General features: G+C 61.8%; 22 protein-coding genes. 9 read left to right on the forward strand and 13 right to left on the reverse strand.

The window, feature by feature from the left end; all coding sequences use genetic code 11:
* Positions 1-26: 26 nt before the first annotated feature.
* Both irrA and NKH52_RS01905 read left to right on the forward strand, forming a co-directional pair.
* The gene (irrA, locus tag NKH52_RS01900; RefSeq protein ID WP_024503471.1) at positions 27-458 is read left to right on the forward strand and encodes an iron response transcriptional regulator IrrA; all 432 of its coding nucleotides are present in this window, start codon (positions 27-29) and stop codon (positions 456-458) included.
* 64 nt (positions 459-522) lie between these two features.
* Positions 523-882 carry a DUF4260 domain-containing protein gene (locus NKH52_RS01905; protein ID WP_352728922.1) on the forward strand — a complete coding sequence of 120 codons (360 nt, stop codon included), beginning with the start codon at positions 523-525 and terminating at the stop codon, positions 880-882.
* A 49-nt stretch (positions 883-931) separates the two neighbouring features.
* Here the strand turns inward: NKH52_RS01905 and NKH52_RS01910 are convergent, their stop codons facing one another.
* The gene (locus tag NKH52_RS01910; protein WP_352728920.1) at positions 932-1,492 is read right to left on the reverse strand and encodes an SH3 domain-containing protein; all 561 of its coding nucleotides are present in this window, start codon (positions 1,490-1,492) and stop codon (positions 932-934) included.
* A 218-nt stretch (positions 1,493-1,710) separates the two neighbouring features.
* Between NKH52_RS01910 and NKH52_RS01915 the strand changes: the two genes are divergently transcribed.
* Positions 1,711-2,712: a 2-hydroxyacid dehydrogenase gene (locus NKH52_RS01915; protein ID WP_023811391.1), complete on the forward strand. Its 1,002-nt coding sequence runs from the start codon at positions 1,711-1,713 to the stop codon at positions 2,710-2,712.
* 33 nt (positions 2,713-2,745) lie between these two features.
* Here NKH52_RS01915 and NKH52_RS01920 read toward each other — a convergent pair whose 3' ends face one another.
* The 9 genes from NKH52_RS01920 to NKH52_RS01960 form a co-directional block, all read right to left on the reverse strand.
* Entirely contained in the window at positions 2,746-3,234 is a 489-nt protein-coding gene (locus tag NKH52_RS01920) for a GNAT family N-acetyltransferase (protein WP_352728918.1), read from the reverse strand.
* Between the two features lie 4 nt (positions 3,235-3,238).
* Positions 3,239-3,994: a molybdopterin-synthase adenylyltransferase MoeB gene (locus NKH52_RS01925; RefSeq protein ID WP_352728916.1), complete on the reverse strand. Its 756-nt coding sequence runs from the start codon at positions 3,992-3,994 to the stop codon at positions 3,239-3,241.
* Between the two features lie 31 nt (positions 3,995-4,025).
* A complete protein-coding gene (gene recF, locus NKH52_RS01930) occupies positions 4,026-5,171 on the reverse strand; it encodes a DNA replication/repair protein RecF (RefSeq protein WP_352728914.1) in 1,146 nt (381 codons plus the stop codon).
* 183 nt (positions 5,172-5,354) lie between these two features.
* Positions 5,355-6,473, reverse strand: coding sequence for a DNA polymerase III subunit beta (dnaN, locus tag NKH52_RS01935; protein WP_023811387.1), 1,119 nt, complete (start codon positions 6,471-6,473; stop codon positions 5,355-5,357).
* 304 nt (positions 6,474-6,777) lie between these two features.
* Positions 6,778-8,253 carry a chromosomal replication initiator protein DnaA gene (gene dnaA, locus NKH52_RS01940; protein ID WP_245490396.1) on the reverse strand — a complete coding sequence of 492 codons (1,476 nt, stop codon included), beginning with the start codon at positions 8,251-8,253 and terminating at the stop codon, positions 6,778-6,780.
* Positions 8,254-9,177: 924 nt separating this feature from the next.
* Positions 9,178-9,444 (reverse strand): 30S ribosomal protein S20, encoded by a 267-nt coding sequence (gene rpsT / locus NKH52_RS01945; RefSeq protein WP_013533694.1) that lies wholly within the window; start codon positions 9,442-9,444, stop codon positions 9,178-9,180.
* Positions 9,445-9,626: 182 nt separating this feature from the next.
* The gene (locus NKH52_RS01950; protein WP_352728911.1) at positions 9,627-10,400 is read right to left on the reverse strand and encodes an enoyl-CoA hydratase; all 774 of its coding nucleotides are present in this window, start codon (positions 10,398-10,400) and stop codon (positions 9,627-9,629) included.
* Between the two features lie 133 nt (positions 10,401-10,533).
* On the reverse strand, positions 10,534-11,424 hold the full coding sequence (gene mutM / locus NKH52_RS01955; protein ID WP_352728909.1) for a bifunctional DNA-formamidopyrimidine glycosylase/DNA-(apurinic or apyrimidinic site) lyase: 891 nt from the start codon (positions 11,422-11,424) through the stop codon (positions 10,534-10,536).
* Entirely contained in the window at positions 11,417-12,658 is a 1,242-nt protein-coding gene (locus NKH52_RS01960; RefSeq protein ID WP_352728907.1) for a phosphopentomutase, read from the reverse strand. Before NKH52_RS01960 ends, mutM begins: the two co-directional genes overlap by 8 nt.
* 175 nt (positions 12,659-12,833) lie before the next feature.
* Between NKH52_RS01960 and NKH52_RS01965 the strand changes: the two genes are divergently transcribed.
* On the forward strand, positions 12,834-13,763 hold the full coding sequence (locus tag NKH52_RS01965) for a phosphate/phosphite/phosphonate ABC transporter substrate-binding protein (RefSeq protein WP_352728905.1): 930 nt from the start codon (positions 12,834-12,836) through the stop codon (positions 13,761-13,763).
* A gap of 36 nt (positions 13,764-13,799) precedes the next feature.
* Here NKH52_RS01965 and NKH52_RS01970 read toward each other — a convergent pair whose 3' ends face one another.
* The 3 genes from NKH52_RS01970 to NKH52_RS01980 all read right to left on the reverse strand — a co-directional run bounded on the left by NKH52_RS01970 (position 13,800) and on the right by NKH52_RS01980 (position 15,597).
* On the reverse strand, positions 13,800-14,417 hold the full coding sequence (locus tag NKH52_RS01970; RefSeq protein ID WP_352729289.1) for a TadE/TadG family type IV pilus assembly protein: 618 nt from the start codon (positions 14,415-14,417) through the stop codon (positions 13,800-13,802).
* A gap of 38 nt (positions 14,418-14,455) precedes the next feature.
* Positions 14,456-15,037, reverse strand: a complete 582-nt coding sequence (locus NKH52_RS01975; protein ID WP_127295250.1) for a TadE/TadG family type IV pilus assembly protein — start codon at positions 15,035-15,037, stop codon at positions 14,456-14,458.
* Positions 15,038-15,174: 137 nt separating this feature from the next.
* Complete coding sequence (locus NKH52_RS01980; protein ID WP_013533687.1) at positions 15,175-15,597, reverse strand: pilus assembly protein N-terminal domain-containing protein; 423 nt, start codon at positions 15,595-15,597, stop codon at positions 15,175-15,177.
* 322 nt (positions 15,598-15,919) lie between these two features.
* On the opposite strand from NKH52_RS01980, the gene NKH52_RS01985 reads away from it, so the two are divergent.
* The 5 genes from NKH52_RS01985 to NKH52_RS02005 all read left to right on the forward strand — a co-directional run bounded on the left by NKH52_RS01985 (position 15,920) and on the right by NKH52_RS02005 (position 20,090).
* Positions 15,920-16,105, forward strand: a complete 186-nt coding sequence (locus tag NKH52_RS01985) for a Flp family type IVb pilin (protein ID WP_352728903.1) — start codon at positions 15,920-15,922, stop codon at positions 16,103-16,105.
* Positions 16,106-16,276: 171 nt separating this feature from the next.
* On the forward strand, positions 16,277-16,795 hold the full coding sequence (locus NKH52_RS01990; protein ID WP_352554697.1) for an A24 family peptidase: 519 nt from the start codon (positions 16,277-16,279) through the stop codon (positions 16,793-16,795).
* A gap of 213 nt (positions 16,796-17,008) precedes the next feature.
* Positions 17,009-17,821, forward strand: coding sequence for a Flp pilus assembly protein CpaB (gene cpaB / locus NKH52_RS01995; protein WP_352728901.1), 813 nt, complete (start codon positions 17,009-17,011; stop codon positions 17,819-17,821).
* Positions 17,818-19,338, forward strand: a complete 1,521-nt coding sequence (locus NKH52_RS02000) for a type II and III secretion system protein family protein (protein WP_352728899.1) — start codon at positions 17,818-17,820, stop codon at positions 19,336-19,338. The genes cpaB and NKH52_RS02000 overlap by 4 nt, the downstream gene beginning before the upstream one ends.
* 14 nt (positions 19,339-19,352) lie before the next feature.
* A complete protein-coding gene (locus NKH52_RS02005; protein WP_352728897.1) occupies positions 19,353-20,090 on the forward strand; it encodes a CpaD family pilus assembly protein in 738 nt (245 codons plus the stop codon).
* Positions 20,091-20,098: the final 8 nt, after the last annotated feature.

Genomic DNA, 20,098 nt, shown 5'->3' on the forward strand with positions numbered 1-20,098 from the left:
GCGGAACTGTGGGGTTCGACGAGAAGATGGACCTGGACGGCCGGAAGGAAAATGTCGCTGTGGACAAGCGGGTCCGTGAAGCCGGCCTGAGGCCGACGCGTCAGCGCATTGCGCTGGCCGATCTGCTTTTCGCCAAGGGCGACCGGCATCTGTCGGCCGAGGAACTGCACGAGGAGGCGGTTGCCGCCGGCGTGCCGGTGTCGCTGGCCACCGTCTACAATGCCCTTCACCAGTTTACCCAGGCGGGGCTTTTGCGCATCCTCGCCGTCGAGGGGGCGAAAACCTATTTCGACACCAACACCTCCGATCACCACCATTTCTACATCGAAGGCGAAAACCGCATATTCGACATCGACAGTGGTCCGGTGACGGTTGCCAACCTGCCGGAGCCTCCGGAAGGGATGGAGATCGCCAATGTCGACATCGTCGTGAGGCTGCGCCCCAAACGCCGCGAATGACCGGCGAGGCCGGAATGATTGATCAGGCCAGAATCATCGGCCAGGCCGGAATGATCCGTCAGGGATGAAACCCCTCGATCTCGTAATCCGGCTCGAATGGACAATCATGGCGGTTGCTGCCGTTGTTTTCTACGGCTCAACCGGTATGTCCTGGTGGCTGTTCGGATTGCTTATCCTGGCGCCTGACCTGTCGATGTCGGGCTATCTGGCCGGACCGCGCGTCGGTGCTCTTGCCTACAACGCCTTGCACATCCTGATCGTGCCCGTGCTGCTGCTGCTCGGCGGGCACATGTGGGGCAATGCGGCCGCGATGGCGGTTGCGCTGATATGGATCGCCCACATCGCCATCGACCGAGCACTGGGCTACGGCCTGAAGCTGTCGACCGGGTTCCAGGACACGCATCTCGGCCGTATCGGGCGCTAAACCACGACCCGCGAGGGATCGCGGTCAAAGGGTCAAAGAGGTCAAAGAATCAGTCCTTGACCCGTTCGCCGGGATAGGCGCCCCAGACGATCGACTGGGCAAGCCAGCCTGTGTGGCCATCGAATGTCATTTCGCACCACTGGCCGTCGCAGGATTTGATCGTACCCATGACGCCAGGTTCAATCATCGCGACCACTCTTGCGTCCTTGTCGGGACTGTTGAGAAGGTCGATCTGGGCGCCCTTGCCGCGCTGCCATGGTGCGACGATTGCCGTGCGTCGGCCGGAAAGCAGCGACTGGTTGATCCAGCCTTCCGAACCATCGGCATCGCGCACGCGGCGCCATGTGTCGAATTCCTGGATGATCTCCATCGGCAGGCCGGCCTTCATATACATCCAGTCGACCGAGTAGTTGGCCCCGGGACCGACGCGCGAGTTGACGCGGCCGGATTTCAGGCTGACGAAGCGCGGCAGCGGCAGGCCACTCGGACCAAGCGTGACGACGCCCTGGGCAGGTGCAGCGGCACTCTGCGCGCCCGCAAGCGAAGAATAAAGCAGGGCGCCGAGAAATGCTGCGCTGACAATCAGGCGAAGCGACGCGAAACCAGACACTTTCATTCCTTTCGGCGCTTGCCCATCGGCCTCGGCGCCCCTTTTTCTTTGTCTTCGGCGGCACCGCTTGTTACAGGGAGTAATCGGCACCGCGACCGGCTTCAGTTTCGCCGGTCTTGGTTAAAGAGGTCTCAACGAGATCGGGTTAGAAGCAATTCCAGCAAAAGTGTGAAGCGGTTTTGCGTTCGGAATTGCGGCAAGTACTCGAGAGGGAAACAATGGCAGGCAAAAAGAAGCCTCTCGTCGTCATCACGCGAAAGCTGCCCGACCCCGTCGAGACCCGCATGCGCGAGTTGTTCGACGCAAGGCTGAATGTCGAGGACCGGCCGATGACGCAGCCGGAACTGGTCGCGGCGGTCAAGGAGGCCGACGTGCTGGTGCCGACGGTAACCGACCAGATCGACGCCGCACTGATCGCCCAGGCCGGCGACAACCTCAAACTGATCGCGAATTTTGGCAATGGCGTCGACAAGATCGATGTCGCGGCCGCGGCCAAGAGGGGCATCACCGTCACCAACACGCCGAATGTCCTGACCGAGGACACCGCCGACATGACCATGGCGCTGATGCTGGCGGTGCCGCGGCGGCTGGCGGAAGGTGCCAATGTGCTCACCGGTGACAAGAAATGGGCTGGCTGGTCGCCGACCTGGATGCTGGGCCGGCGCATCTGGGGCAAGCGGCTCGGCATTGTCGGCATGGGCCGCATCGGCACCGCCGTCGCCAGGCGAGCCAAGGCCTTCGGACTGTCGATCCATTATCACAACCGCCACCGCGTGCTGCCGGCCGTGGAAGACGGGTTGGAGGCGACCTATTGGGAAAGCCTCGACCAGATGCTGGCCCGCATGGATATCATCTCGGTCAACTGTCCCTCGACGCCGGCAACCTTCCATCTGCTTTCAGCGCGGCGGCTGGCGCTGCTGCAGCCGACTGCCTATGTCGTCAACACCGCACGTGGCGACATCATCGACGAGGAAGCGCTGGTCAAGCTGATTCAGGACGGCAAGATCGCCGGCGCCGGGCTCGATGTCTACGAGCATGAGCCGGCCTTGAACAGCAAGCTGCTGAAGCTCGCCGCCAAGAACAAGGTCGTGCTTTTGCCGCATATGGGCTCGGCGACGCTCGAGGGCCGCATCGACATGGGCGAGAAGGTCATCATCAATATCCGCGCCTTCGTCGACGGCCACCGCCCGCCGGATCGGGTGCTGCCGCTCAGGACCTGACGCTGTCGCGGCCCACAAACCGTAAGATAAACCTTACGGGATAGCTTTGCGCATGGTGATCGAGGTCGGCCTGGCATAGCCCTCGTGCGCCGTCCGTTCAGTTTCGCGAAAGCCGAGGCGAGCAAAGGCCGCATGATTCCCGGTCAGCTCGATCCGCGTCTGAAGCTCGATTGCCGCCTCGCCGCGGCTGCGGGCAAGGTCTTCGACCGCCTGCATCAGCCGCCGGCCAATGCCTTGTCCCTGGCAGTCCGGCGCGACCGCGAGCTTGCCGACATAGAACTCTGTCACCTTTTCAAGGGCAAAGACGCAGCCGACGATCCGATCGCCCTTGAGCGCGACGAAGCCGGTCTCCCACCGCGCCTTGTCCCGCAGAGTGTCGGTGGTCAAAAGGTGGGCCGAGGAGGGCGGGTCGATGACGCCGTCCATCGAGGCGAAAGCGCGCATGATCAATGCGAGCACATCGTCCCAGCGGTCGAAATCGATGGGGATCCGCGTGATGGAGACAGCTTCGATCCGGTCCAAGAATTCAGCTTCTCTTGTAGCGGATGGTGTCGAAGCGCGCCGCCAGCCCATCATAGAGCAGCAGCCGGCCGACCAGCGGTTCGCCGACGCCGGTGATCAGCTTGATCGCCTCCATGGCCTGCAGCGTGCCGACGACGCCGGTCAGCGCGCCAAGCACGCCGGCTTCGGCGCAGGACGGCACCAGGCCCGGCGGTGGCGCCTCGGGAAACAGATCGCGATAGCTTGGGTTGGGCTTGCCGTCCTTGCCGTCTTCGAATGGCTTCAGCACCGTTACCGAACCATCGAAGCGTCCGACGGCGGCATGCACCAGCGGCTTGCCTTCGCTCGCGCAGGCATCGGCCACGGCATAGCGCGTTTCGAAATTGTCGGAGCCGTCGACGACGATGTCATAGCGGGCGACGAGGGCGGGCGCGTTGTCTGTGGTCAGCCGGATTGCGTGCGCTTCAACAATTGTGTTGGGATTGATGCGAGCGATTGCCGCCTTGGCGCTATCGGTTTTCAGCAGGCCGACAGTGTCGGTACCGTGAATGACCTGACGCTGCAGATTGGACAGCGAAACGGTGTCGTCATCGATCACGCCTAGTGTGCCGACGCCGGCGGCGGCGAGATACTCAAGCACCGGCGCGCCCAGCCCGCCAGCGCCGATAACCAGCACCCGGGCCTGTTTCAGCCTTTGCTGTCCGGCTCCGCCGATCTCCGGCAGCACGATGTGGCGGGCATAGCGTTCGATCTCGTCTGCGGTCAGGGCGGCAGTGGTCATTGCCTGATCATACAGGGACTGAAAAACCTTGTCAGGGGTCTTCGGTTGGCCCAACCGTCCCATGGTCGACAGTCAGGAATTGCGCGCGTCCCTGGAGACTGGAAAACAGCGCAGCATCGGTTCCTGTCATGAACGCCTGGCAGTTCAGTTCCTCCAGGATGGAAAACAGCGCCGTGCGGCGCCGGCTGTCGAGATGCGCGGCGATCTCGTCGAGCAGCAGGATCGGCGTCATGCCCGACATTTCGCCGGTCAGCCTTGCATGGGACAGCACGATGCCGACCAGCAGCGCCTTTTGCTCGCCTGTCGAGCAAAGCTCGGCCGGCATCGCCTTGGGGCGGTGCCGAACCATCAGGTCCGAACGATGCGGACCCTCGAGCGTGCGCCCGGCAGCGCGATCGCGGTCACGACCCTCGACAAGGGTCCGGCGGAAGCGCTCCTCGACATCGACTGCCGGCGCGGTCGCAATTTCGGCTTCCAGGTCTCCCGAAAGGCCGATATCGGCCTGCGGAAATGGCCCCGTGTCGGGCAGCCTGTCGATCATGGCGGTCAGAAGGCGCACCATCTCGGCTCGCGCGGCGGCGATCGCCACACCGGTTTCGGCCATCTGCGTCTCGATTGCGTCGAACCAGCGGTCGTCTCGAGAGCCTTCAGTAAGCAAGCGGTTACGGCCACGCATCGCCTTCTCGTAGTCGATCGCACGTTGCCCGTGGCCGGGATCGATCGCCAGCACCAGCCGGTCGAGAAAGCGCCGGCGATCCGCGGCAGGCCCGGTGAACAACGCGTCCATGGCCGGCGTCAGCCACACCACGCGCAGCCATTCCAGCATGTCCTCGGCCGAACGCGCCGGAGCTCCATTGATGCGCACCCGCCTGCCGCCTTCGCCGGCGGTGTCGCCGCCGGAAATGCCTGTTCCGATCTCGACCTGGCCGTCAGGTCCGTCGAGCCGGGCATGCAATGCAAAGCCGCCGTCGCCGCCCTCGCGTGCGACATCCGCGTAAGGGGCGCGGCGCAAGCCACGCCCCGGTGTCAAAAAGGAGATCGCTTCGAGGAGATTGGTCTTGCCGGCGCCGTTGTCGCCGGAAAAAACCACGGCACCTTGCGCCAGATCGATCGTCAGCGCCGCATAGTTGCGGAAATTAGTAAGTGTTAGCTTACTTATATGGTTCTGTGCCGGCAACCGCTATCCGCCTATAGAGCGCTCCATCGTTTCACGGAAACGCAGAACCGCTCTATCTCTTTGTTTTGACGCAATTCCGGACGGAAAACCGCTTCACACTTTTCCTGGAATTGCTCTAGGAGTTGCCGTAAATATCGCGCTTGCCGCCGGTCCACAACAGGACCAAGCGGTGACACGGCGCCGCTACACCCGCATCGGCATCAGCACATAGAGTGCGGTCTCGTCGGCCATGTCGTGGATCAGCGTCGGCGAACCGGCGTCGGCCAGCATGAACTTGGCTTCCGTGCCGGTCAGCTGCGCGGCAACGTCGAGCAGGTACTTGGCGTTGAAGCCGATCTCGATCGGATCGGATGAATAGTCGGCGGACAGCTCTTCGGTGGCGCTGCCTGAATCGGGATTGTTGACCGCAAGCGTCACCTGACCCTCGCTGATCGACAGCTTCACCGCGCGGCCGCGTTCGGAAGAGATGGTCGAGACACGATCGACGGCGGCGGCAAAACTCTGGCGGTCGATGATCAGCTTCTTGTCGTTGCCGGTCGGAATGACCCGCTGATAGTCGGGGAAGGTGCCGTCGATCAGCTTCGAGGTCAAAACCACGCTGCCGATCGTGAAGCGGATTTTGGTGTCCGACAGTTCGGTGGTGACCGCGACATCCGGATCGTCGACGAGCTTCTGCAGCTCGCTCACCGTCTTGCGCGGAATGATGATGCCCGGCATGCCTTCGGAACCCGCTGGCGCGTCGATCTCGGCGCGCGCCAGGCGGTGGCCGTCGGTCGCCACCGAGCGCAGCTTCAGCTTGCCGCCGACCTCATGCGTGTGCAGGTAGATGCCGTTCAGGTAATAGCGCGTCTCCTCGGTGGAGATGGCGAATTGGGTCTTCTCGATCAGGCCTTTCAGGGCAACCGAGTCGAGACGGAAGATATGCGAGAAGGATCCGGCCGAGAGCTCCGGGAAGTCGGATTGCGGCAGACACTGAAGGCGGAAGCTCGAGCGGCCAGACGTCACCGTCATGGCGTTGCCGTCCTCGTCCGTCTTCAGCATCACCTCGGCGCCATCGGCAAGCTTGCGCACGATGTCGTAGAGCAGATGTGCCGGGACTGTCGTCGCCCCGCCGCGCTCCACCTTGGCGGGCGTCGCTTCGGTCACCTCGAGGTCGAGATCGGTCGCCTTCATTTCAAGGCTGGCGCCTTCGGCGCTGAGCAGCACGTTGGACAGGATCGGTATGGTGTTTCGCCGCTCGACCACACGATGGACGTGGTTGAGCGACTTCAGGAGATTTGACCGTTCCAGGATAACACGCATGACGAAACAGGCTCGCTTGAATGAATGACGGGTCACCAGTGAGCGGCGTCCCGCGAAAGGTCTGAACAGGCTCAGAATCTGCGTAAACTGACAGGAAAAAACCAGCAAACGCAAGCCCGCGCCACCGGTTCAGGCCGGCTACGCGGGCTTTCTGGGGATAACGCGCCCGAAGTCCGCGAGCCAGTGTCGTAAAACCGAAATCCAGATCGCTTCCAGGCGGCGCCACGAGCCCGATCCAGGCCCAGCGCCGCACTGGCAAGCCATTGAATTCCGGTATTGTTCCGGCTCTGCCATCCCCGGAGGATCAGGCCTGGTCGTTGATCAACCGCCTCAGAAGCTCAAGTTCCTGCGCCAGCGTGTTGTCGTTGCCGGAAAGGTCCTCGATCTTGCGCACGGCATGCAGCACCGTGGTGTGGTCGCGGCCGCCGAAACGCCGTCCGATCTCAGGCAGCGAGCGCGGCGTCATCACCTTCGACAGGTACATGGCGACCTGCCGCGGCTTGACGATGGTGCGCGTGCGCCGGTTGGACAGCAATTCGGTCTTCGACACATTGTAGTGACGCGCCACGATGCGCTGGATGTCTTCGATACGGACACGCTTCGGCTCGCCGGTGCGATAGATGTGGCCGAGGATTTCGTCGATCCGGTCGATTGTGATCTGCGGCTCGAAGGATTGACGGAACAAAAGCTGATTGAAGGCGCCTTCCAGCTCGCGTCCGCTGCCGGTCACGGTGCGGGCGACGTGATTGAGGATCTCCTCCGAAATGTCGAGCGATGCGTCGTCGCCCCTGGCCGTGGCAAGGCGCAATTTGAGCATGCCGAGGCGCATGGCGAAATCGGGCGCCGACATTTCAAGCGCGACACCGCCATTGAGGCGCGAACGAACCCGCGGTTCGAGCGATTCCAGTTCCGATGGCGGCCGGTCGGCGGCGACGACGACCTGTTTGGCGCTGTCGAGCAGCATGTTGATGAGGTGGCAGAATTCGTGCTGGATCGACTTGCCCTGCAGGAACTGCATGTCGTCGATGATGAGCAGGTCGATGTCGCGCAGCTGTTCCTTGAGCGTCAGCGCGTTGTTGTCGCGGATCGCGGTGGCAAAGCGCCACATGAAATACTCGGCCGTGAGATAGACGACGCGCGACTTGGGGTTCTGCTTCAGCGATTCCGCGGCGATGGCCTGCAGCAAATGTGTCTTGCCGAGCCCGACGGTTGCGTGAAGGAAAAGCGGATTGAAGCGCACCGCGCTCGATTGCGATTCCGCCACTGCCTTGGCGGCGGCGAAGGCCACCCGGTTCGACGGTCCCTCGATGAAGGAGCCGAACGTGTAGCGCGGATCGAGCGGTGACCCCAGAACGTTGTGGCGGAATTCGCTCTCGATCGGTGTGCCCGGACGCGGAGCCGGTGCGCGCTCCACCCGGCTGGGGCTGACTGTGCCGGCAGCGAGTGCCGTCTGCGTCTGCCGTGTCACCTTGCTGCGTGCTGGCGTTACCTCTGGCTCGGCCTGGCTGCGTCCCTGACGGGTTGCCGTGCGCACGACGATGTCGATCTTGAGGAGATCGGGATCCTCCTGCTTCCACAGCTCGGAGATGAGGTCGAGATAGTGGCCGTTTATCCATGAGCGCAGGAAGGCAGTAGGCACCGAGATGCGGACGATGCCCTTGGAAGCCTCGGCGACCTTCATGCGGCCAAACCAGCTCGAATAGACTTCGGTTCCCAGGCGCGCCTTCAACTGGGTTTTGACCCGGTCGAATTTCTGTTCCGCGTCGCTGGACACCGCCATGTCGTTTGCTCCGATCAAAGTTCCAGGAAATGGGAGGTCGCCCGTAAGCTCCCTTTCGATGCCGCTCTGCATGATCTTTTCCTTGTCCTTCCGTACCTGTTTCCACCGGGGATGCGCCTCCTGCATCCGGTTCCGGCGACCTAAGTCTTTGCTACGATGTCCGCTGCCGCCGCCGGCAGATGAACGTCGCCCATTATCCGTGGGAACCGGTGCCGGCCCATGGAAGCCAGTCCGCGTTGGGTATGTCAGGGCAATACAACACCGTCCGGCGAAAGGAGCGCCGGCGCGCCGTCTACCTGCCATGTCTAGTTACGCCAGTCCCCTACCGTATCGAAAAAGACAAACCAAACCTGTCCGCGGACTTGATCCGCGTTGCAAATCCCGCCAATTTAAGCTGGCCGATTCAGGCTTTGGTTGAGAGCCAGAGCCCGTCCCTTTCGATAGACCGACACTACCGAAATCGCTGTGGATAGGGCAAGGCCACGTCTAACGCATTTTTAAGGAATCTGGTTACTGGAGGCGGGTTCGAGTGGCGTGCCGCGACGGCACATTTTAACAAAGCCATTGTGATTCAAACCCTTTTCCGGCGAATATGAAAAACCGGACGCTGAGAGAAATATTCTGAAATAATTCGCTTGACAGCGACTTGTCCCCGATCGGGTCGGTCCGGTGTGGACAAGCTGTGGATCACCCTCAGTAAGTAACTGAAAAATATCAGCTATTTCTGACAGCTAAGAATCATTAGGCCGTCCCTTTTCAAGCATGCCGATCAACAGCAGGCATGCATATGCCGGCAAACTATTCCCAATTGTGAAATCCGCCTAAGACGGCGTTTCCGGACATTCTTTTTAAGTGCTTGCCGGCAAACGAAAAAACCCGGCACAAACGGCCGGGTTCGAAGAACGTCAGTCTAGGCAAGTAATGTCAGGCCGAAAGTACCTTGACCCGCTGAGCCAGTCGCGACACCTTGCGGGACGCCGTGTTCTTGTGAATCACGCCCTTGGTCGCGGCGCGCATCAATTCCGGCTCCGCGATCTTGAAGGCGGCCTGTGCGGCAGCCTTGTCACCGGAGGCAAGCGCCTCTTCGACCTGGCGGATATAGGTGCGGACGCGCGAGCGGCGGTTCTTGTTGATCGCTGCGCGGCGGACGATCTTGCGCGTTGCCTTTTTGGCCGAGGATGTATTGGCCATGATGCCTCTCTTCTGATCTGGTCGGCGCATGCGGGATGCCGCAGGGCGCAAAAAACAAACGGGCAGCCACGGGGCCACCTCGGTTGGTGCGGCTTATAGTTCAGCTTTTCCGGCGCGTCAACGCTGCCCGGCCTTCTTTTTGGCGGCCAGCAGCCATCTTCTTCGCGGCCAAGGGATTGGCGTCAGCGGTTGGTGAAATTCGGCTTCCGCTTCTCGGCAAAGGCCGCCATGCCTTCCTTCTGATCGTCCAGTGCAAACAGTGAGTGAAACAGCCGGCGCTCGAACCGCAATCCCTCGGCAAGCGTCGTCTCGAAGGCGCGATTGACAGCCTCCTTTGCCATCATCACCGATGGTCGCGATAAAGCGGCGATCTTGGCCGCGGCCTTCAGCGCCTCCTCGACAAGTTCGCCGGCAGGCACGACCCGCGACACCAGGCCAGAACGCTCGGCCTCGGCGGCATCCATCATCCGCCCGGTCAGGCACATGTCCATCGCTTTCGACTTGCCGACGAAGCGGGTCAGCCTTTGTGACCCGCCCATCCCTGGAATGACGCCGAGGGTGATCTCGGGCTGGCCGAATTTGGCCGTGTCGGCGGCGATGATGAAATCGCACATCATCGCCAGCTCGCAGCCGCCGCCGAGTGCATAGCCCGCCACCGCCGCGATAATTGGCTTTCGCGCCCGCGTCAGTTCCTCCCAGCCGACGAAGAAGTCTTGGGCGTAGGCGTCCGCGTAGGAGATGGACTGCATCTCCTTGATATCGGCGCCGGCGGCGAAAGCTTTTTCGGAACCCGTGATGACCATGGCGCCGATACCTGGATCGGCGCTGAACCCGTTCACGGCTGCCACCACTTCGGTCAGAATCTGCGAATTCAGTGCGTTGAGCGCCTGCGGCCTGTTCAGCGTGATCAGCCCAACCTTGCCGTGCGTCTCGGTGATGATCGTCTCATAGGCCATGGCTGCTTCTCCTTGCTCACGCTCGCCTGGAGCGGTTCATCGTTTCACGGAAACGCAGAACCGCTCCCATCTCCTTGTCTCGACGCAATTCTCGACGGAAAACCGTTTCACACTTTCCTGGAATTGCTCCAACTCACCGCTGACATGTCCGGCAATAAAAGGTCGATCGGCCGCTCTGCACGATCCGTTCGATGTGGCCGCCGCAGCCGGGCTTGGAGCATGCCTCGCCTTCGCGGTCGTAGACGGCGAAGGCGTGCTGGAAATAGCCCAGCGACCCATCGGTCTGCATATAGTCCCGCAGTGAGGAGCCGCCGGCTGCGATCGCATCCGATATCACCGAACGAATGGCTTGCGCGAGGTGTTCGCTTTGGGCCTGGGCTTTCTTTCCGGGCCTGGCGATCGTGCCCGCCTCGCGCAGCGGCGACAGGCCGGCACGCCACAACGCCTCCGACACATAGATGTTGCCGAGCCCGGCGATCAGCCTCTGGTCGAGAAGCGCTGCCTTCAGCGGTGATCGCCGCCCCTTCATCAATGAGGCGAGCAGCGCACCGTCCAATGTGTTGCCCGTAGGCTCGACGCCAAGTCCAGCCAGCATCGGATGAACGTCCGGCAGTCCCTCCGCAAACAACATGAAGCCGAAGCGGCGCGGATCATTGAAGATCACGCGGGACCGGGCACCGGTTGGAGACTCGATATGGAAGACGACGTGGTCGTGATTGGAGCTTTTCGAGCGGTCGTGCCGGAAGATGCCGGGCATGTCGCTGCCATCGGCCGTCTCGACGCGGAATGAGCCCGACATGCCGAGATGGCAGATCAGCACGGGCCCGCCTTCCAGGTCCATCGTCAGATACTTGGCCCGGCGGCCGAGTGCCGTGATCGTCTTGCCGGTCAGCCGCTGCGCGAATTTCTCGGGAAATGGAAAGCGCAGATCCGGTCGGCGCGCCTCGACGCGGGCGATGGTGGCGCCTTCAAGAACCGGCTGAAGTCCGCGCCGGACGGTTTCGACCTCCGGCAATTCAGGCATGACCGCCGATCGCCGTATAGAAAGAAGTGCCGTAGCGTCCGGGCGCCAGCCCGAGATGCTCGGCCAGGGTCTCGCCAATGTCGGCGAATGTCGTTCTCAGTCCGATGTCGCCGCCCTTGAGACCCGGTCCAGTGCCGATCACCGGAATGCGCTCGCGCGTGTGATCGGTCCCGCCCCAGGTAGGGTCGTTGCCGTGGTCGGCCGTCAGGATGAGAAGATCGCCTTGCCGCAGCCTCGCAAATGCCTCCGGCAGCCGCAGGTCGAAGGCCTCGAGCGCGGCAGCATAGCCCGCGACATCGCGGCGGTGACCGAATTCGGTGTCGAAGTCGACGAAATTGGCGAAGACGAGGTCACCGTCGCCGGCATCATCCATCGCACCCAGCGCCTCGTCGAACATCGCCATGTTGCCCGCCGCCTTGCGCACTTGCGAAATTCCGCGATGGGCGAAGATGTCGCCGATCTTGCCGACGGCGATGACACGGCTGCCACGCGCCGTCAGCCGGTCGAGCAGGGTCGGTTCCGGCGGGGGCACGGCGTAGTCATGACGGTTGTATGTCCGCTCGAAAGTGGCGGTGGTTTCGCCGACGAACGGCCGCGCGATCACCCGTCCAATCCTCAGCGGGTCAACCAGCCTGCGCACCACCTTGCAGAATTCATAAAGCCGGTCGAGGCCGAAATGGACTTCATGCGCGGCGATTTGCAGGACCGAGTCGACCGACGTGTAGCAGATCGGCTTGCCGGTCCGGATGTGCTCCTCACCGAAGCGCTCGATGATCTCGGTGCCCGGCGCATGGCAATTGCCGAGAATGCCCGGCACCTTGCCTTCACGGATGATCGCCTCGGTCAGTTCGGCCGGAAAGGCCGGAACCGTATCCGGGAAATAGCCCCAGTCGAGGCGCACCGGCAGGCCGGCGATTTCCCAATGGCCGGATGGCGTATCCTTGCCGCTCGAAACCTCCTGTGCGGCGCCGTGAAAGGCAGTTGGGAGCATATCCGCCCCGCTGTTGGCAAACCCCAGTCCCGCCGCGGTTTCGGCAGCCTTGCCAAGCCCGAGCGAGGCCATGTGAGGGACAAACAGCGGTCCACTGCGAAGCCCTTCGCGATCCGCACGGCCCTCCGCACAGGCCTCTGCGATGTGCGCGAATGTGTTGGCGCCGGCGTCACCGTAGCGGTCGGCGTCGGCCGCGCCGCCGATGCCGAAGGAATCCAGGACGAAGAGGAAAGCGCGCGCCATCAAGTTATTGCCAGTTTGACCGACCAGACATAGGGTTCCGCAACTTCATTGGCAATTCGGAAACCAAACGGCAACGGGCAGGCGTGATAATCAGTGCATATCGCCCAAAAGTGCGCAGCGGTTTTGGGAATGACGATCTGAGCATCGATCCGGGAAAACAGACGGCGGTTCTGTCATGAGGGTTGCGTTAAAGACATATGCCGCTCTGTTGCTGGGGCCGGGCGCGCTCGTCGGCCTCTGGTCCAACCCGGCGCATGCCGACTGGCGCGATGATATCGGCACGTTTCGCATAGGCATCGTTGCCGAGCCAGGTGCCGGCAACGCCGTTCCGGGGCTGGCTGTGTTGACGGACGCCTACACCAAAGCATTGGGTATGAAGGTCGAGTTTGTCGTTGCCCGCAATTATGCCGCGCTGATCGAGGCGCAGGCCGATTCCCGCATCGAATATGCGATCTATTCGGCCACCGCCTATGCAACGGCCTCGCAGCGCTGCTTATGTATCGAACCGCTTGTCGCTCCGGTCGATTCAGACGGCGCGATCGGCATCCGCTCCGTTCTGCTGACGCGGGACGGCAAGCTGCCCGACCTTGCGGCGATGGACCGCCATCGTATCGCCATGGCGCCTTCGGACAGCGTCGGCGGTTCTCTCCTGCCATTGGCGGCGTTGGCGGCGGAAGGCCGCAAGATCGCGGAAGATGCACCGTTTTTGGTGCGTGCCGATTCGGCCGCGACGGCCGAGACGATGCTGGTCGACGGCAGGGCCGATGGCCTCTTCGGCTGGGTGACGGCCGCTGCCGACCGCCCGCGAGAACCGTCGGGCACGCAGGCGAGGTTGGAGGCGGCAGGGCTCTCAGTGACGGCGCTTCGTGTCGTGTGGACGTCGGGTCTGCTGAGATACGGCCCGCACGCGGTCCGCAGCGATCTCGACCCCGAGGCCAAGCGCCGGCTTGCCGTGTTCCTCACCAACCTCAAGTCGACGACGCCCGATATCTACGATCTCCTGGAATCGAGACATCCCGGCGGCTTCGCCACCGTGGCGCCAAAAGACTACGAGATGGCCGCTGCTATCGTGCGCTTCGTTTCGGACCGTGGACAGCAGCAGTAGCTGGAGCGGCCTTGCGCAACGCCTGGCTGCCTCTATTCAACAGTCGCTGCAAGGGATCGTCACGCTTCTGCGGGGGCGCAGATAATAGGTTTCGCCCATGGTTATGTTGCTGAAAGCCGAGGTCAGTCCAAGCTTCTGTTGACTGCTCGCGCTCCACGCGATGACCGGCGTATAGCCGAGGTTGCTTTCAACGCGGATGAGAAAAGTGTTGGCGACCTTGAGCGACGCCGGGACCGTTGTCTCGGTGGTGGCGGCGGCGCCACGGCTGGCGACGCCGGCTGCCAATTTGCGTGACCACACCACCAGTGCCTGTGTCCCATCGGCTGAGACCTGGATTGCCGTGATGGTGATGGTCGGGTTTGAGCGATTGTAGGGTTGAAGGGTGACGCTGCCGATCTGCATGATGGCGTCGACATCCGCTTTGAGGACGCTTGTCTGCTGGGTGACGAGATCGGCCACCATGCTGCCGATACGACTGACCTTCTTGCTGGTCTCGATGGCTTGCGACGCTTCCATTGTCAGGAAATACATGATCAGCAGAATTGGCATGATCAAAGCGAATTCGACCGCCGCGATGCCGCGGCGATCGGACCAGAATCGACTTGCTTTGCGCCAAACTCCCGTAATCATAAGATGTGCCCCCGCACGCATCATGCTCATTGCCCTTTTCTTATACTGCTCGTGCATTCCGCTCAGTTGTCGAACGGCTCGTTCTGCCAGGTCACCGATGCGAAATGCAGGGTCTTGTTGCCCCCCATCGACTGCGCCAGCAGATCGGTCATGATCGGCCACTTGTAGAAGACCCGAAGCATGTTCCTCGACTCCGCCGCACCCGCTGTCACTGAGAACGATTGGGTTGCGGTGCCTTTCGTCAGTACGACATCGCCGTTCTGGATCTTGAAGCCTGCCGTGGCCGCATCGGCGAACGACGTATATTGGCGAAGATCCACCAGCAGTTGATTGGGACAATCCTGGGAGACGATGATCTGCAGTTTCGTGCAGATCATGTCCCGCAAATTGGTTCCGGCAACGTCAGCCGCCCTCAACTGGCCGGTGCGCAGCTTGCGCGCGACATCGTCGGTGACGTTGGCCATCACCTCCTGGCCGGCAAACGAGATGCAGCTTTCCAGAATGGCAAAGACAAGCAGCGCGAAGGGGACTGAAAGGATCGCGAATTCGATTGCCGTGGCGCCGCGCCGGTCACGAAGGAAGCGGGCGAAAAACCTTGGGCGTCTCACTTTGTGGTCGCCTGCGCGACCGAATTCCTTGCTCATGTCCGATCCTGCCGATCTCTATGCGGTCTCGGAAGGAGCATTAACGCAAACCGATTGAGGTCCGGTATGGATGATCGTTAAAGTCGGCGCAGGCCTCTTAACCAGACAATAACCGGAACGGCAGTCGGCAACGCCACCTATCGGCTGACGCTCATCTCCGCTTCCGAAGACTTCTCCGCTTCGCTCTTGTACGAGCTTTCGCAATAGGGTGTGCACGACATCGTCTGGATTTCGGCGCGCCGATAGATGCGCACGGACGAGGCGGCTTGCCGCACCACGGTAACCTGCTCGTCGACAATGGGGCTGCCGTCCGTATCGAGCACGACCAGATTGGTGACCCCGAAGCCTTTGCCGGTGAGCACGATCGTCGAAGCGTCCTGCACCGAAGCGTCGGCGATTGCCGGGTTGCCGACCACGATGGTGTCGGCGGGACGCGACAGTTTGACGATCTTGGCCTGGTTCATCGTGACCTCGATGCCGGCGCCGGCCATGGCGGGCGCGACGAAGCTCGAGACGGCAAGAAGCGCGGCAATCAGGATTGACGATCTCGGCTGGGCCATTGAGGCGCTCCACGCAGGCGGACTGATCAACGGAACATGAACGAGATTGGTGAACCAACGGTTAAGCATGCGATGTTGCCAATCGTGCAATGGCCGGCAAGGGCGCCCGCGAGGCGCGGTCCCGTCGGGTCAAGCCTGGGACTGGAAGGCGCGGCGGTACCTTAGCCCGAAGTTAACCACGCAATATGTTCGAACCGGGAAAGGAATCGGTAAGGCTGTTTCTTAAGCCGATCGAAAGAGCTTCTCCCTAGATTGGCAGCATCCGATCAACCATCACAGAAGTTGACGGAAGTGCTGTAACACGTGGAGTAGGAGCTCTCGAATGTCTAATCTTATCGCACGTTTTGTGAAAGACGAATCCGGCGCGACCGCTATCGAATATGGTCTGATCGCCGCTCTCATCGCGCTCGCCATCATCACTGGCGCCGGCACGCTCGGCAATGCGCTGAATGCCAAGTTCACCAACATCGGCACCACCCTGAACAACGCGCCGACCGGCGGCAGCTGATCGGTTTACCGCCGAGCATTTGCATTACGTTTCTGGAAAAGGGCCGCCGCGTGGCGGCCCTTTTCTATGCCGCTGCCAACATAGGCCGTCTTTTCGTCCCTGGCCTCATCAATCGTTAATCGAACATACTTAGATTGAGTCGCGTGAAATCGGACAATAGGCATAGCGCCGATGCTTGAAGCCCTGATCTTCGTCGTTTTTCCGTTCTGCATGCTGTTTGCCGCGATCTCCGACATGCTGTCGATGACGATCGCCAACCGCGTGCCGGTGCTGCTCGTCGTCGTTTTCGCGCTGGTCGCACCCCTGACAGGCATGGACTGGGCGGCCTATGGCGGACATTTCGCCGCCGGCGCCCTGGTCCTGGCCGTGACGTTCGGCCTGTTTGCAATGGGCGGCATGGGCGGCGGCGACGCCAAGCTTCTGGCCGCCACCGCGATGTGGATGGGCCTCAATATCAATCTCGTCGAGTATCTTGTCGCCTCGACAATCATCGGCGGCCTGCTGACGCTGGCGATCATCCTCTACCGGAAGTCGCTGCTTGCAGCCGTTACCGGCCAGAATCCGTTTCTGCGCCATTTCGCCGACGAGGCAAAAGGTGTCCCCTATGGCGTCGCGCTCGGCCTTGGCGGGTTGCTGACCTATCCGGATTCGCCTTTGATGGTATGGGCGCTTGCCAGGCTGGCGGCTTGAGCACGATCTTATTTTTATTGTCTGTCAGCATTGCCGAAACCCCTTCTCAGCAGGGCCGGCCCGGTTGTTTTGGCCGATCAGGCCACATTCCAGCCAATTTGTGTAAACCTTAAATTAATCACGATCGTAAGTATTACATTAACCTTGTTTTGACGATTGCCGCTGCAAAGTCCGGCTTGGCTACGTGGTTTGCCAGGGCAAGGGTTCGGACAGATGCCAGCATCGCGATTGATAATTCTGAGCGTGGCGGTGGCCGCGGCGGGTGGCGCTGGCTATGTTGCGAAGAACATGGTGGCACCCCCGCCACAGGTCGTCGTCGATTCCTCTCCCCAGGCCCCGGCAGTGGCACTCCAGGATGTGCTTGTGCTTTCAGGCGATGTTCCGATGGGCAGCCCGATCCAAAACAACATCGCCTGGCAATCCTGGCCCTCCGACGGCGTCAACGCGAATTTCATCACCCGCACCGCCGAGCCCGAGGCGCTGGACAAGCTGAAGGGTTCCATTGCCCGTGTGGCGATGTATGCCGGAGAGCCGCTGCGGCGCTCCAAGCTGATCGGCGAGGGGCAGAGCTTCATGTCGTCGATCCTGCCTTCCGGCATGCGGGCGGTGGCCACGGCCATCTCGGCCGACACGTCGGCCGGCGGCTTCATTCTTCCCAACGATTTCGTCGATGTCATCATGACCCGCAGGGCCGATGCCGCCAGCGGTGCCGCCGGCTTCAACACCGAGACCATCCTCAAGAATATCCGCGTCCTGGCCATCGACCAGACCATTCAGGAGGACGAGGAAGGCAAGAAGACCAGGGTGGGCCAGACCGCCACGCTGGAACTGACACCCAAGCAGGCGGAGATCATCACCGTCGCCCAACAGATGGCGGATCGCCTGACCCTGGCGCTGCGGGCAGTCGCGGACACGCAGGAAAAGAATGTGGGTGAGGCCGACTATCTCGTTTCCGGCAATGGCCGCAGGGGAACGGTGAGGTTGATCAAGTCGGGCGAAGTTTCCGAAGTGGGAGCAAGGAAATGAAGCTAGGTGGCAAACTGCCGGCAATCGTAGCCGCGGCATTCGGCCTGCTGCTCGTCGGAACGAACGTGCAAGGCAGCGTCGTCGAGGCAAAGACCGCGCAGGTCACGGCATCGACGGCCACCCAGCGCGTCAAGCTCGGCCTCAACAAGTCGGTGGTCATCGACCTGCCGAGCGATGCCTACGACATCCTCGTCGCCAACCCGGCGGTGGCCGATGCGGTGACCCGCACCGCCAGGCGCATCTACCTGTTCGGCAAGGCGGTCGGCGAGACGAACATCTTTGTCTTCGGCCCGAATGGCGAGCAGATCGTCAGTCTGGATCTGGCCGTCGAACGCGACGTTGCCGGCCTTGAGGATTATATCAGGCGCTTCCTGCCGACGTCGGCGGTCAAGGTGGAACTGCTGAACGACAACGTCGTTCTCACAGGAACCGTGGATACTCCCTTGGATGCCAAGCGCGCCGAACAGCTGGCAAACATGTTCGTGTCAGGTGGTGAAGCGACGACGGGACAATATTCACAGACGGCGGCCGGCGGCTCGGCCCAGAGCGGTGTCGACATCAACAACCCGGACCAGGAGCGCCGCACCAGCCAGATCGTCAACCTGATCCAGATCATCGGCGACGATCAGGTCACGCTGAAGGTGACGGTCGCCGAAGTCAGCCGCTCGGTGATGAAGCAGCTCGGCGTCAACATGGTCGGCAGCGGCGGCAGCAACGGCATCAGCTACAGCGCTGCCAGCGACAATTTTACCGGTCTCGGCAAGCAGCTGTCGAATTCGGGCTTTCAGATCGGTGCGTCGGGGCTGCAGGCCTATGTCAACGCCATGGAGCAGTCCGGGGTCATGAAGACCTTGGCCGAGCCGACCTTGACCGCCGTATCCGGCGAGAAGGCGACCTTCAAGGTCGGTGGTGAATACAACATGGTCACAAATGTCGACCAGAAGGTGTCCGACGACAACCGGACTGGGTTGAAGACCTACAGCGTCGAAAAGATCGAGTACGGCATCGGCCTGGAATTCCAGCCGGTGGTGTTGTCTCCCGGCCGCATAAGCCTGAAAGTCCGAACCTCGGTTTCCGAGCCGACAACCGAGGGATCCGTGTCGTTGTCCGAAGGCGTGACAAGTGCCGGCATGAACGCCCTTTCGCTGCGCAAGCGTCTTGCCGACACGACGGTGGAGCTGCCCTCCGGTGGCTCCATGATGATCGCGGGCCTGGTCCGCGACGATGTCAGGCAAGCCGTCAACGGGCTGCCCGGACTGGCCAAGATCCCGGTGCTCGGCGCGCTCTTCCGCAGCAGGGACTTCGTGCGCAACGAGACGGAGCTCGTGATCATCATCACGCCCTATCTGGTGAAGCCCGTGGCGCGCAACGACCTTGCCAAGCCGGACGACAATTTCAACGCCGCCAGCGACGGCGCCGGCATGTTCCTTGGCCGCGTCAATCGCGTCTACGGCACTATGCAGACCGACAAGCCCAACGGCCGCTACCACGGCGTTGTCGGCTTCATCTACAAGTAAACGGGGAAGCGGACATGTCTCAGTCAGCAGTGAAGGCAAGCACCATCGCCACAACGATGCGCTTTGGTCGTTCGCGGGTCCGCCGGCGGTTCGTTCCGGTCCTGGCGGTTGCGGTGGTGGCGCTGCTCGCCGGCTGCGCCCAGCGCGACAGCATCACGGTCGGCGCCATTCCGGATGACTATCGCACCAACCATCCGATCGTGATCGCGGAGAAGAATCAGAAGATCGACCTGCCGGTTGGCGCGGGTGACCGCGGTATGACCGGCTCCCAGCGCGATACGCTTCTCGGCTTCCTCGACGGCTATGACAAAAGCGCCGCCCCGACGTTGACGATTGCAATCCCGGTCGGCTCGGCCAACGAGATCGCCGCGGCCGCTGCCGGACGCGATTTCGCCAGGCTGGCGGTTGCCAGCGGTATCAAGCGCAACCGGATCGTCATGACCTCCTATCAGTCCGCTTCCGCCGAAGCCTCGGCCCCGATTCGCGTTGCCTATATCTCGGTGAAAGCCCAGACCGACAAATGCGGACGCTGGCCCGAAGATCTGATGGAGTCCTCGGAAAACAAGCACTATGCCGACTTCGGCTGCTCCTATCAGAACAATCTTGCTGCCCAGATGGCCAACCCGACCGACCTGCTCGGCCCGCGCAAGCCTGCCAATATTGATCCGGCAAATCGTAGCCAAGCCATCGAGGTCTACCAAAAGAGAGGCATCTCAGATGAGTTCCTCGGCAATTCGGAAGTGACGTACTGAGCCGCAGT

The sequence above is a fragment of the Mesorhizobium sp. M1066 genome, from assembly GCF_040318635.1.
GTDB lineage: Bacteria > Pseudomonadota > Alphaproteobacteria > Rhizobiales > Rhizobiaceae > Mesorhizobium.